At 67.7% G+C, this 13280-nt stretch carries 12 protein-coding genes; 5 read left to right on the top strand and 7 right to left on the bottom strand.

Annotated elements, in window-relative coordinates:
* Positions 1 to 110 precede the first annotated feature (110 nt).
* Positions 111 to 2477: a hypothetical protein gene (locus BO221_RS50485; RefSeq protein WP_073568125.1), complete on the top strand. Its 2367-nt coding sequence runs from the start codon at positions 111 to 113 to the stop codon at positions 2475 to 2477.
* Between the two features lie 67 nt (positions 2478 to 2544).
* On the opposite strand, the gene BO221_RS50480 is transcribed toward BO221_RS50485, so the two are convergent.
* From BO221_RS50480 to BO221_RS50465, 4 genes are all read right to left on the bottom strand, one after another.
* Complete coding sequence (locus BO221_RS50480; protein WP_073568124.1) at positions 2545 to 3261, bottom strand: DUF2063 domain-containing protein; 717 nt, start codon at positions 3259 to 3261, stop codon at positions 2545 to 2547.
* Positions 3258 to 4106, bottom strand: a complete 849-nt coding sequence (locus BO221_RS50475) for a DUF692 domain-containing protein (protein ID WP_073568123.1) — start codon at positions 4104 to 4106, stop codon at positions 3258 to 3260. Before BO221_RS50475 ends, BO221_RS50480 begins: the two co-directional genes overlap by 4 nt.
* Positions 4107 to 4207: 101 nt before the next feature.
* Complete coding sequence (locus BO221_RS50470) at positions 4208 to 4444, bottom strand: hypothetical protein (RefSeq protein WP_073568122.1); 237 nt, start codon at positions 4442 to 4444, stop codon at positions 4208 to 4210.
* An 87-nt stretch (positions 4445 to 4531) separates the two neighbouring features.
* A complete protein-coding gene (locus BO221_RS50465) occupies positions 4532 to 5950 on the bottom strand; it encodes a hypothetical protein (protein WP_073568121.1) in 1419 nt (472 codons plus the stop codon).
* A gap of 377 nt (positions 5951 to 6327) precedes the next feature.
* Between BO221_RS50465 and BO221_RS50460 the strand changes: the two genes are divergently transcribed.
* From BO221_RS50460 to BO221_RS50450, 4 genes are all read left to right on the top strand, one after another.
* Positions 6328 to 7914 (top strand): short-chain fatty acyl-CoA regulator family protein, encoded by a 1587-nt coding sequence (locus BO221_RS50460; RefSeq protein WP_043395996.1) that lies wholly within the window; start codon positions 6328 to 6330, stop codon positions 7912 to 7914.
* An 8-nt stretch (positions 7915 to 7922) separates the two neighbouring features.
* Positions 7923 to 8792 (top strand): tetratricopeptide repeat protein, encoded by an 870-nt coding sequence (locus BO221_RS50455; RefSeq protein WP_073568120.1) that lies wholly within the window; start codon positions 7923 to 7925, stop codon positions 8790 to 8792.
* 225 nt (positions 8793 to 9017) lie between these two features.
* On the top strand, positions 9018 to 10019 hold the full coding sequence (locus tag BO221_RS54610) for a hypothetical protein (RefSeq protein ID WP_143196166.1): 1002 nt from the start codon (positions 9018 to 9020) through the stop codon (positions 10017 to 10019).
* 3 nt (positions 10020 to 10022) lie between these two features.
* Positions 10023 to 10478 (top strand): immunity 26/phosphotriesterase HocA family protein, encoded by a 456-nt coding sequence (locus BO221_RS50450; protein WP_073568119.1) that lies wholly within the window; start codon positions 10023 to 10025, stop codon positions 10476 to 10478.
* Between the two features lie 522 nt (positions 10479 to 11000).
* Here the strand turns inward: BO221_RS50450 and BO221_RS50445 are convergent.
* From BO221_RS50445 to BO221_RS50435, 3 genes are all read right to left on the bottom strand, one after another.
* A complete protein-coding gene (locus BO221_RS50445) occupies positions 11001 to 11447 on the bottom strand; it encodes a hypothetical protein (RefSeq protein WP_073568118.1) in 447 nt (148 codons plus the stop codon).
* Positions 11444 to 12220 carry a sulfite exporter TauE/SafE family protein gene (locus tag BO221_RS50440; RefSeq protein WP_043395988.1) on the bottom strand — a complete coding sequence of 259 codons (777 nt, stop codon included), beginning with the start codon at positions 12218 to 12220 and terminating at the stop codon, positions 11444 to 11446. The genes BO221_RS50445 and BO221_RS50440 overlap by 4 nt, the downstream gene beginning before the upstream one ends.
* A 99-nt stretch (positions 12221 to 12319) precedes the next feature.
* On the bottom strand, positions 12320 to 13213 hold the full coding sequence (locus BO221_RS50435; RefSeq protein WP_073568117.1) for a zinc dependent phospholipase C family protein: 894 nt from the start codon (positions 13211 to 13213) through the stop codon (positions 12320 to 12322).
* Positions 13214 to 13280: the final 67 nt, after the last annotated feature.

Raw genomic sequence — 13280 nt, 5'->3', positions numbered from 1 at the left:
GCACTCTCTTTGCGGCGGCGTTTCAAGCTTGTGCTGTGGATGGATGCCCAGCAGGGCACCATCCACGAAGCACGCGCCAGACGTCGGAAAGAGAGTTACGCTAGCCGGCCATGTGGAAGAAAACCTGGCTCATCGGCATCCTGGTGGCAGCGGCCACGCTGTCTGGTTGTTCCTGTGGTCCCAATCCCAACGGTCCCGACGGCGGTATCACGACGGACGGCGGACCCAATGACAAGCCGGATGGTGGTGGCAACGGAGCGGACGGCGGCGACGGGGGTCTGGACGACGACCCCACGCTCGGCTCGCTGTCCATCAGCCCCACCAAGCCGCTGGTCACCGTTTCGGGGAGCACCGCCGCCTCGCTGAAGTTCACGGTCATGGGCACGTACTCCGATGGACGCACGGAGGACGTGACGGACAAGGCCACCCTCAGCATCGACGATACGCGGCTGGGTCTCTTCCTCGGGTCTACCTTCAACTCGAGCACCACCGTGGGTGGTACCAGCTTCGTTCGCGCCCGCATCGGCACCAAGTCCGTCTCCACCGACATCACGGTGAAGCTGGACCAGAAGGTGTCGGATCCCACGGTGCCCAGCGGCTCCTCGCCGGTGCCCGCCAACCCGGGAGACCACTTCGGCGGCACGGTGGACGCCTCGCGCAAGCCGCAGATCGTCTACCCCAACCACGGCGTCATGGTGCCGCCCAACCTGGGTCAGTTGGAGATCCACTTCCTGTCGGGTCCCACCAGCAACACGCTCTTCGAGCTCCAGTTCACCAACACCATCACCGACGTGCGCGTCTACCTGCGCTGCTACCTGCCCAGCGGTTTCACGCCGCCCTCGGGCGCGGTGCCGTCGGGTCAGCGTGGCTGCATCTACACGCCCGCGGAGAACGTGTGGAAGTTCCTGGCCGAGAGCAACCGCGGTGGCCTGCCGGTGCGGCTCATCGTGCGCTCCACGGATGACACGGGCTCGGGCACGGTGGGCGTCTCCGACCCCATCTCCATCCAGTTCGCCCGCGCGGAGATCAAGGGCGCCCTCTACTACTGGACGACGTCCGGCGGCACCGGCGTGATGCGCTATGACTTCGCCGGGACCGGCGCCGCGACCGCCACGGCCGCCCTCCGGGCCAGCAACATCAACACCAGCGTCAGCTGCGTGGGCTGCCATGCCCTGAGCCGCAACGGCAAGAAGCTGGTGGCCGAGGTGAACGGCCAGAACGACGGCCGGCTCGCGCTGATCGACCTGTCCTCCTTCAATGCCGCCACGGACAAGGTCAACCTGGCGCAGAGTGGCACGAAGCTGAGCAACTTCGAGTCGTGGAACCCGGCTGGCACGCAGTTCGTCGGCGTCTACGCCGACAGCGGCTCCAGCCGCTACACGCTGAAGCTCTTCAACGGCGACACCGCCGCCTACGAGGGCGAGATCGCCGGGACCGGCACCTCGACCAACCCCGCCAACCACCCGGACTGGAGCGCGGATGGCAAGACGATCGCCTACATGTCCATGGGCCAGGCCGGCACGAACCAGCGCAGCTTCAGGGGCTCCATCAAGATGGTGACGGAGAAGACGGGTGGCGGCTGGAACGAGCCGGTGACGGTGGTGCCGTCCCAGAGCGGCCGCAACCGCTTCTACCCGGCCATCGCGCCCGACAACTCGTTCCTCGTCTACAACGAGTCCGTGTGCCCCTCCGGTGATGCACACACGGACTGCAACGGCGACACGGACCCGTCCGCCAGGCTGTGGGCCGCGAAGCTGGAGACCAACGCGACGCCGGTGGAGCTGGCCAACGCCAACAAGGGCGGCGTGATGGACAAGACGACGACCAACCTGACCAACAGCTACCCGAAGTGGAGCCCCTTCGTGACGCGCGGCAACAGCGGCGACACCAGCCGGCTCATGTGGGTGACGTTCTCCTCCTCGCGTAAGTACGGCCTGCGCCAGCCCGTCACGGCCTCGGGCGAGAACCCCTGGGGCACCCTGCTGTGGATGGCGGCGGTGGATCCGGACAAGGTGGGCTCGGGCGATCCGTCCTACGCGGCCTTCGCCCTGCCCTTCCAGGACATCAACACGTCCAACCACATCGCCCAGTGGGCCAGCTACCTGGTGAGCAACGGGTGCCGTACGGATCTGGAGTCGTGCGGCAGCGGCGCCGGCACCTGCTGCAACGGCCTGCAGTGCGTGCAGCAGAACCAGGATCCGCCCATCCCCTGTGACGTGGATGGGGCCTGCCTGTGCCAGGCGATCCCCGTGTGCAAGCTGTCCTTCGAGGCGTGCTCGACCGCTTCGCCCTGCTGCGAAGGGCTGCGCTGCCTGGACAACGCCACCGGCGGTGATTGCGCGGGCGGCAGCTGCACCTGCACCCCGCCGTGCTCCGGCTTCGGTCAGGCGTGCGGCGCCGTCTCCGCGTGCTGCGATGGTCTGAAGTGCGTGACCGGCACGAGCGGCAACAACGTCTGCCAGCCGGACATCAAGTAGCGGTACCGGCTCCGGTGCACACCGGAGCCACCCCCCACCGGGTGGAAGCCCTCCGCCCGGTGGGGCCTCAAGGCGACAGGACGAGGCCGTCCGCCACGCACGACTCCACCGCGGCGCGGATGCCGGCCTCGGCCACGCCGGTGGCCGCCGAGACCTGGGACGGCGTGAGTCCCTCCAGCGCCATCTTCACCGCCAGCAGCGAGCGGTCGTTCGCGGCCAGGAACATCGTCACCAGCCGCTCCGGATGACGCCACAGCAGCGCCATCTCCTGCCCCGCCTCCGGCTGTCCCCTCCCCTGCCGCCGCACGTACGCGCAGAGCTGGAAGGGGTGCTCCAGCACCGCCAGTGTCGGGTTCACCGTGAGCCGCTCCACCCGCTCCGGCACCGGCTCCAGGGACGTGTACACCGCGAAGTCCGTCCACTCGAAGCGCGCCAGCGCCGGCAGGAAGTCCGGCAACCCCCGCCGTGCCGCCTCGTCCGCGAGGAAGCCCGGGAAGCCCTCGCCCAGGTGGTTCATCTCGAAGGAGCGCGAGGGGCTCGAGGCCTCGTACGCCCGCACCAGTTCCTCCCACCGCCCCGCGTCCACGCCCGCGCGCGTCAGCGGGTAGAGCTTCTCCAGCGTGGACGTCACATGGTGGCGCACCATCCACCCGTAGAGCGCCACCCGCGAGCGCGGCGCGTCCCAGCCCGGGTGCGCCGTGTACAGCCGCTCCAACGCGTCCGGCTCCTGCCGGGTGAGGTACTGCTCCATCGAATGGAAGAAGCCACGCAGCCCCGGTTTCATCGCGCCTCCACCTCCGCCAGCACCGCGCGTGCCCGGTCCGCCTCGTCCAGCACCGCCTCCAGCGAGGGGATGTCCTGGTCCCACTCCAGCAGCGTGGACACCGGGCCCGTGCGCTCGAGCACGTAGCGGTACAGCGACCACACCTCGTCGCAGACCGGCGCCCCGTGCGTGTCGATGATGACGTCCGGCTGCTGCTCGTGGCCCGCCAGGTGGAGCTGCACCACCCGCTCCAGCGGCAGCGCGTCCACGAAGGCCCTCGGGTCATACCCGTGGTTGCGCGCGTTCACGTAGACGTTGTTCACGTCCAGCAGCAGGCCGCAGTCCGCCTCCTCGGCCACGTGCCGCAGGAAGGTTGCCTCGTCCAGGGTGCCCCCCGGCATGAGCGCGTAGTAGCTCGGGTTCTCCAGCAGGAAGGGCCGGCCCACCCGCGCCTGGACCTCGCGCACCCGCGGCACCACGTGCTCCACCGCCTCCTCCGAGAAGGGCAGCGGCAACAGGTCATGCAGGTACGTGCCCCGCAGCCGCGAGTAGCAGAGGTGATCCGAGAAGAAGGGCGCGTCCACCCGCTCCACCAGCGCCTTCAGCCCCGAGAGGTAGTCCTCGGCAAGCGGCTCCGGCCCGCCGATGTTCAGCGCCACCCCGTGCGGCAGCACCGGCCAGCGCTCCACGCACGCATCCAGCGCGCGCTGCGGACGGCCGCCCAGGGTGAGGAAGTTCTCGGGGATGATCTCCACCCAGTCCAGGGCGCGGGAAGTCTCCGGGAGGCGCGCGTAGAACTCGCGCCGCAACCCGATGCCCGCCCCGAGCGGCTTCAGTCCATGTCTGCGCGCGTAGCTCACCGGCACCTCGGCTCCTGGAGAAAGAAACACGGTCGGAAAAAGACACGGGCGGCGGGAAGAGGCCCCAGCCGCCCGGAAGACAACCCCGAGACTCCGGGGGCTATTCGTTACTGCGGCTTGGTGGCGCCACCACAGCCGCCGGCGCCGCACTTGTGCTCGCCACCCTTCTCCTCGGTGGTGCCGGCCTTCTGGCCGCTGCACTGGGCCTCGCCACCCTTCTCCTGGCTGGCTGCCGCGGTGCCCGGCTGCTCGGCGGGGGCCGCCGACTTCGACGTCGCACAGCCCGTGGCGAGCGTGCCGAGGGAGAGGGTTCCAACGATGGCGGCCATGGTCTTGATGTTCATGGTGTGTCCTTTCACTGCGGGGGTGGAACGGCTGCGAGAAGCTCGCGCGCTGTCATACGCACGACGGATTCGCCGGTTACAGGCCCCTCACCGCGGAGCCACCAGGGCGTCCCGCAGCGAGCTGTCGCGGGCACCCGCCAACCTGACTCCGTCCGGCGCGGGCTCCACGCCGAGCGCTTCTAACAGAGGCGCCAGCTCGGCCAAAGCAGGCCGGGGCAGGTGGCGGGACAGCACCTCGCGGAAGAGTGGCCGGCCGGCGACGGCATCCACCGCCGCGCCGAATGCATCGAAAGTTGCAGCCGGGCCGGACTCGGCGAGCCGCTCGAGCACATCATCGAGGCTGCGCGTGTTGCCGGAGACGCGGCGCAGCTCCACGTCCAGGTGCAGGGCGACGAGCGCGCCCGTCCAATAGGTGCCCATATAGGAGTCACCCCGGGTGACGACATCCTCCATGGTCCGCGAGCCCACGGCGTGGCGCGCCCGCTCGAAGCCGGCCAGCAGCTCGCTCCACGCGCGCTCCGGCGTCTGCCTGCCCGAGCGCGCCCGCGCCAGCTCCGTGTAGTAGGTGGCCAGTCCCTCGGACAGCCACGCGACGCGCGGAAGGATGGGCGGATGCGCCAGGTGGAGGAGCTCGTGCACGGCCACCCAGTCGCCTGTGAAGGCGTCCGGCTCCGCGTCCTGGCCCACCAGCAGCGAGATGCTCGGCGGCATGCTCCACAGCACCATGCCGAAGGGAACGGGATCCTCGCGGGCCGGCACGGTGACGAGGCTCACGGTGGCGCGGGGGTACGGGAAGGAGCGCCGCACCGTCAGCACCTCGCGAGCGGACCGCTCCAGCCACGCACAGAGGGCCGCGTCGTCCATGTGTGACGGGCGGCCGAGCACCGCCACCTCCAGCACGCCCCCCGGCAGGCTCACCGTGCACCGCCGCCCACCGAAGGCGTGGAAGCCCGAGTTCACCAGATCATCGCCGCGCAGCTGGTAGACCCCGTTCGCGTCCGGCGCCCAGGGCAGCAGCGCGTCCACGCCCTCCACCACGAGCTCGGCGCGCTGCTCCACGCCCACCGAGCGCGGGCGCAACAGCCAGGCGCGGCCCGCGAGATGCCACGCATCCCCCTCGCCCAGGCCGGTGAAGAAGCCCGCGTGCCGTCCACGGGCCCTCGCGTCCAGCGGGTAGCGGTAGCGCAACGAGCGGGTGTCCGGAGGCACGAGGACGTGGCCCTCGGCGGACACCGGCAGCTCGCGCTCCGAGCCATCCCGTCCGAGAACGAGCACCCGCTCGACGCCGCCCGGCTGGGTGAAGAGGAAGTCACGCGGAGCCCCCTCTCCTACCCGGAGGATGTCCACCTCCAGCGCGTGCCGGGGCTCGCGGACATAGGTGACGTGGTAGCGCAGGAGGCCCGGCTCCTCGGGGGAAGGCGGCGGGCGCACGGGGAGACAGGAGCACAGCACCCCGAGCAGGGCGGCCCATGCCACGAGGGAGAGACCCGGCCTGGACGGAGGCATCGTGAACCCCTTGGACTCCGGGTGAAGCGCGGACCATGCGACCCGTCCACGCGCTCCCATGGAACCACGGAGGGAGACCGTGCAGCCCCTCCGACGCACCGCCCCCGTGTTGGTAAACGCTATAGGTAAAATCTTGACAACCAGCGGCCTGTACTGTGGTACTAGGCACGGCATCACACACCGAGCTCTGTAAAATCAACAGCTTACCCGCTATTGAACATGCGGGGACGTGAGGCGGGGCCCTCGAGGGTTCCCTCGAGAACAGGGGACTCCGCCCCCGAAAACGTTGATTGCAAATCGGTAAAAGCCTCCACACAGTGGCCGTGTCGGAGGGATTGGGTAGTGGGAGAAACACCTCCCCTCCAGGACGCGCAGAGATGAACGAGAACGCACTCAACGCGAACGTGGGCCTGAAGCTGCGCAGTCTGAGGCTCGCGCGGAACATCAAGCAGACGGACGCGGCGAAGGACCTGGGGGTCTCCCCGGCGTACCTGAACCTCATCGAGAAGGGCAAACGGGTGATGCCCTTCCCGCTGCTGTGGAAGGCCCTGCGCTACTTCGATCAGGACCCCGAGCAGTTCATGTCCACGCTCGGCGAGGGCCGGGTGGACGAGGCGCTCGCGAAGCTGCTGGACGAGCCGCTGCTCAAGAGCCTCGACATCGATCCCGAGTCGCTGCAGAGCCTGTCGGCCGAGCCGAAGCTGGCGGGCACGGTGGCGGCGCTCTTCAACCTCTACAAGAACACGCGCACCCAGCTGGAGAACGTGCTGGCGCAGCTCAACGCCGAGGAGCAGGCACGCACGCAGGCCGTGCCGGGCAGCTCGTCCGGAGCGGGCCTGCGCTTCGACTACTCGCCCTTCGACGAGGTGAGCGACTTCCTCCAGACGCACCACAACTACTTCCCCGAGCTGGAGGAGCAGGCCGAGGCGCTGCGGCGCGACTTCAAGCTGGGACGCCTGCTCACCAGCCAGCAGCTGGTTCCGCTGCTGGAGGAGCGTTTCGGCTACCGGGTGCGCTTCGAGTCCGCGGTCAGCGGCTCCTCGGTGGTGCGCCGGTTCGATCCCGAGACCCAGGAGCTCATCCTCTCGCCGGACCTGACGGAGCAGCCGCTCAAGTTCCAGCTCGCCGCGTCCATTGGCCTGATGGTGCTGGACCGGGAGAAGCTGGTGGAGCGGATCGTGGGCGCGATGCGCACGCGGCACGCGGAGACACATCGGCTCATCAAGGTGAACCTGGCCAACTACTTCGCCGGCGCGCTGATGCTGCCGTACGGGGACTTCTTCAAGGAGGTGGAGCGCACGCGCTACGACGTGGAGCTGCTCTCCAACCTCTTCGGAACCACGTACGAGACGGTGGCGCACCGCCTGTGCAACCTGTCGGATCCCAAGCGCAAGGGCCTGCCCTTCCACTTCCTGCGCTCGGACATCGCCGGCAACATCTCCAAGCGCTACAGCGGCACCGGCATCAAGTTCGCCACGGGCGGAGGCTCATGCGGCAAGTGGGCCGTGCACCTGGCCTTCCTCAACCCGTCGCAGATCACCCGGCAGTACTCGATGATGCCGGACGGCACCTCGTACTTCTGCTTCGCCAAGGTGCAGCTGCAGCCGATTGAAGGCTCCATCGTGCGCGGCACGGCCTATTCGATTGGACTGGGGACGCACGCGGAGAACGCCAAGTACCTGGCGTACGGGCTGCCCACCACGGATTTGCGCAAGGACGCGGTGCCGAGCGGCATCTCGTGCCGCTTCTGCGAGCGCACCGACTGCAACCAGCGCGCGGCGGCCAGCTACCGCTTCGCGTTCTCCTTCGACGAATACACCAAGAAGGATTGCTTCTTCTCGCCCCTGCTGGTGCACGAGGCCGGGCGCGGCAATGGCGAGCACCGCAACGGAAACGGGGACCCGGGCCGTGCGGATTCGCTGGACAAGCAGCCCCGGCGACGCAACAAGGGCGAGGAGCACTGAGCCCCACCATGAGCCTCTCCGATTCCGAACGCGCCCACATCCAAGAAGCCCTGAAGAACCAGCGCAACGCGCTCGCCGTGACGCGCATCACCGGAGACCCCGGGGAGATCGGCAAGGGGCTGGTGCACCTGGCCGAGCTGCACGGCATGCTCGAGGACCATGCCGAGAGCCGCCGCCACTACGAGGAGGCGCTGGGCTTCTTCGAGACGGCCAAGGACAAGTACGGCCAGGCGCAGGCGCTCTTCGGACTTGGGGTGGTGAGCGCCAACTTCGAGGACCACCGGCGAGCCATCGAGCACATCGCCGGAGCCACGGCGCTCTTCAACGAGCTGAAGGATCAGGAGAACGAGGCGCTGTGCCGTGCGGCCATCGGCGAGTCGCTGCGTTCCCTGGGCCAGGCGAAGGCGGCCGAGGAGAAGTACCAGGAGGCGCTGCTGCTGTACCGGCAGGCGAAGAACGGGCCGCGGATTGCCCAGCTGCTGCTGGACATTGGAGACATCCGCATGGAGGCGGGCGAGTACGAGGCGGCGCGCAAGCGCTTCTCCGAGGCACTGCCCCTGCTGGAGAAGGAAGAGGATCCGGAGCCGCTGGCGCTGTGCCGGCTGTTGCTGGGCGAGGCCGAGGGCCTGCTGGGCAACCACGAGGCGGCACGTCCGCACCTGCGCGCGGCGGCGGAGCTGTACGAGCAGCTGCACGATCACGCCTACGAGGCGCGGGCGCGGTGGGACCTGAGCATCGCGTGCACCTTCGTGCAGGACTGGAAGACCGCGCGAGCCGAGATCGAGGCGGTGATTCCGCTCTTCGAGGAGCAGGGACGCGCCGACGACGTGGCCAAGGCCCGGAAGGTGCTGGCCCACTTCGACGCGCGCGGGGTGTGACGCGGCAAGCCTGCCGCTCGTGAGCGGGCGATGTCCGTGAGTGCCGCTATCGACTCCCGCGTGGGTTTCCCCTCGCGAGCGGAGCCTGTGCCAGGAGGCGCTGGGTGCCAAGAGGGGTGGCTCTGCTGACATGCATGCTGCTCGTGGGGTGTAGCAGCACCTCCCGGGGCGTACTTCCAGCCACCGGGCAAGCAAGGTTCTGCACCTACCTCCCAAGCAGCGGCTTTGAGCAGGCAGAACAAGGTGGAGCACCTGCCGCAGCGACTGCGCCGGGGATGGGTTCGCCGAGGGCTCCTCTTCCCCATTCCCCATCACCGCTTCGAGGACTTCCTGGCGGAGGCACAGGAGATGGTGTGCCCCGCGGCATGCTCCGCCCCGGTGCCGCAAGGCGGCACGACCGCGGCAGGAGCAGGCACTGGCGCTGCGGCAGGAAAAGCCCTGGTCACGGGCGGCGCGGTCGTCGCGGCCGCGGGCAGTGTTCTGCTGCTTTGCTTCACCATCAAAGCGGTCGTGGACGGTGAGCAGACCCCCATCGACATCGCGGACAAGTTCTACGGCACACATTTCGGAGATGTTTCTGGATGGGTTCAAGGCTGGTATCCCCCAAAGGGCTCCGCGCATCCAGCCACCGTCGAACTGGAGGTCCTCATTCACCAAGCGCCTGACGGCACAGTGGAAGTGACGACAAGCGCGCCCCCGGCCCAACCTGGATCGGTGGCCTCACCCCGCGCTCCTCCCAGTGAATGGCCAGATGCGGAATCCAACAGGGAAAGTAAAAACAAACGCGGTCGTCTCTATGTGACCTACAGGAAGCGCAACAAGAAAACCAACCTTTACTATGCTGGCCGGACCAGCATGATCGTCGATCTCGGCCTGCCCCTTGAACTCCAGGCACAGTTGGCCCTTCGATTCCGAGACAGAAATCATCATATTGATGAGAACGAAGACCCGAAGGATACCTCATTTGCTCAAGCACAACTTGATGTATTCGGCATTGGAACCGCTATCGACTACAATCTGCGGTATGATGATCCAGCGTATTGGCGGATTCGCGGAAGAGAGCAGCAGTTGATGGATTCCCATGGAGGCGCCCAGTCCGACACGGGCAAGCCCCATCGAACCGAGAACGTCGTGCGCGCCGTGGCAAAAGACAACCCGCGGGGCAGACGGTTTCACGATGCTGCCACGATTCGCTGGGGCGAACTTCACCGTTACACAGGATACTAGGAGATGAGACCAAGGCATAAACCAGGTTCATTCTGGAGGATTCCCCTCCCAGACGGCTCCTTCGGCTATGGAAGGGCTCTCGAATTGCATTTCGATGCCTTCTACAATTACAGAACCACCAGTCCAGACTCGGACCTGGACAGGATCGCATCCAAGCCCGTTCTTTTCAGGATCATGGTCAAGCACCCCTATCCAAAATCATGGGAAATCATTGGGCGGAGAGAAATCGAGGAACGCCTGGCGCAACCCATCGTCCAATTCAGAATGGAATTGGGTCCACTCCGGCGCTGTTGGATTTTCGATACCCTCGGCAATTCGAGAGAGGCATCTCCCCAAGAATGTATTGGGCTTGAGCCGGCGGCTGTCTGGGAGTCCCACGGTGTCGAAGAACGTCTGCTCGATGCCTTCATGGGGCGGCCCAACGACGGTTTGATACACATGTGGAAGGAGTTGGAGTAGCAGAGTACCGTTGGAGGCAACGGGCTCCTCCATGTTGCACGTGTCGCAGCCTTGCTTCAGGCGGACTTTGTGCCGCTCTGCCGTGGCTTGGGCCGTCGGCCTCACCACCACGCCCGGATGGCCTGGTGCTCAACGCCTCTCGGCATCACCCGGCCACCTACAAAGGCTTGAGGGCCTCATAGTACACGGAGTGGGGCCGAGTCTTCCGGCCACCCACCTTCGGGTTCCCGGTTTTCACCCCTCCACGCAGGCCGATCACCGGCCCATCGGTTTTGGACCCCATGTCAGCCGAGCGTCTGGTGGTGTCCGCAAAAGCGCGAGCTTCTCAAATGAGCAGAGCGCACAGACAGGCGTCAGGTGTCGCTGAACGGGGAGAAGCACGGGAAGATGAACCAGCCGGAATGAGTGCGCTCCCCTTCGCCGACACTCACCGCCCGATCCCATCACCACCCGCGCAGGAGAAGCATGACAGGCTCCTGAAGAAGGAGCTTCAGCAGCCTGTCAGAGGATGAAGCCCATCCCTCAGGCGTGGAGTCCCGCGCCCACGGCCACCGCGAGCAGACCCAGCACTCCGGCGGCGTAGAGCGCGTACTTCCACTCGCCCCGGAGGCCCAGGCTGGTGCCGGCCACCACCAGCCGCACCACGGGCGTCACCAGCAGCGCCGAGGCCGCGCTCTTGCGCAGCACGTCGATGGCCACGTGCACCGTCTCGGAGTGCGGCAGGAACTCCAGCCCCAGGGACGCGAGAAAAAGCGCTCCGCTACAGAAGGCGCCCCCCCGGAGGAGCCGCGAAATCCACTGCTCGCCCGCCTCCGCGCGCCTCACTCGCGCCGGAGTGTCCGCCACCCCTGGAATGACGGGCACCTCGGAGGCCGCTCGATTCAGTGGAGGTGCCGTCTTCGCTCGGACGGCATCCTCCAGGTTGATGGGAATGGCCCCCGTCACCACGGAGGATGCTGCATGGGTCATTTCGGCAGTATCGGCCACAGTCCCTCCCCCCCCTTCCACAGCATCTGGGCCGCCACCACCAGCAGCACCAGAGCGAACAGACGCCGCAACACCGAGGTGGGCACCCGCGGCATCAGCCGGCTGCCCACGGACGCACCCGCCAGCACCCCCACCACCAACGGCGCCACCAGGTCGAGCTTCACGTGCCCGCGCCAGGCGTAGGCGGCCACGCTCGCCGCCCCCGTCACGCCGATCATCAGGTTGCTGGTGGCGCTGGCCACCTTGAAGGGCACCCCCATGCCGTAGCTCATCAGGGGCACCTTGAGCGGACCCCCGCCCACCCCCAGCAGCGCCGACAGGCTCCCGGCCACGAAGGAGCCGGAGATGCCCAGCGGATAGTTGGTGGGCACGTACGTCTCGGGACACTGCTCCGGCCGCGGGCTCGCCAGCAGCATCTGCGCCGACACGTAGAGGGTGAAGAGGCCGAACACCAGGGCCACCCACGCCGGCGCCAGCAGGCCCGCCACCAGCCCTCCGACGATGGCCCCCATCACCGTGGCCAGCTCCAGCGTCAGCCCGAGGCGGATGTCACTGAGCCGGCGCTCCACGTAGCTGGCCGCCGCCCCACAGGAACTGGCCACCACACACATGAGGCTCGCGGGGACGGCGTCCTCCAGCGGAACCTTGAAGCCCAGTACCAGGGTGGGGACGAGGATGACCCCTCCACCTACACCCAGCAGTGCGCCCGTGAGTCCCGCGAGGACACCGGCGGATATCAAGAGGAGAAGCGTCATACCCACGAAGAGGATAGGGGCCGCCTCGCGGATCGGATAGCGGCATTCCCCTTGACGTCCGATGCTCGATCGGCCGGTTGCTCTTCGTGCGGCGAGCGCTTATGCGGCGCATGCACCAATGGTGCCTTCGGGGAACTCCTGGAGGAAGCGCGCGCGGGCACGCGGAGTGAAGATGCCGCGCGCCATGTACGCCAGCAGACGCCGCAATACCCCGCGGGCCTGCTCCACCGCGAGCTCCACCTCGGCGGCGAAGTCGAACGAGTCGTTGCGGTACAGCTCCTGGAAGCTGAGCTGTGACCAGGCAGGCAGGGCGCGCATCCGCCCCAGGGGGCTGGAGAGATAGAGCCCCGCGAGGTAGAGGCCCCGCGCCCACCCGTCCAGCTGTTGTTTGGTGGGCGCTTGTTGCAGCGTCTCCTGCGAGGCCAGCCGCACCAGCTCGTAGATGCCGCGGCCGATGCCCTTCACCGGGAAGCCGGCGCTCTTGGTCACCTCGAACTTCGCGCGCAAGCGCGGGCTGCCCACCAGATCCACCCCGTGCAGCTCGCGCAGGTAGAAGAGCGTCTGCGTCCATTCGATCTGCCGGTGTGCCGCGAGCGCGTGCTCGCCCCGGCGCCGGTGGCGTACCACCAGACTGTCCACCCGTGGATGGAGCGCGCGATCCAGGGACAGGTGGGTGAAGTAGCCGGCCAGCAGCGCCAGCCCGGCCTCGGTGCCCACCAGCGCGCCGGCGGCCACGAGCTCGGCCATCTTCAGGCCCATGCCCACGGGCGCCTTCTCATGGTACAGCCGCGCGAAATGGGGCCACTCCTGCCCCGAGTAGCAGGCGCTCAGTCCGCCCCGGATCCCCTCGCACAGGGGCAGGTCCGGCAGCGCCGCGCCGAAGCGCGCGTAGGCCAGGTCCTCGGTCAGGGCCCGCGCGAAGTCCTCGGGCAGGTCTCCCGGGTTGGCCGCCAGTCTTTCGATCGCCGTGAGGTGCAGCAGCAACGAAGGCATGGGCCACGACGTAGCCACCCGGCCGCGTCCATGCAATGACGGAATGCTCGACCGTTCTTGCCTGAAA

Origin of the sequence: Archangium sp. Cb G35 (assembly GCF_001896145.1) — a bacterium.
GTDB lineage: Bacteria > Myxococcota > Myxococcia > Myxococcales > Myxococcaceae > Archangium > Archangium violaceum.
The sequence above is the reverse complement of the archived record's forward strand: the minus strand, read 5'-3'. Positions and strand labels throughout refer to the sequence as shown.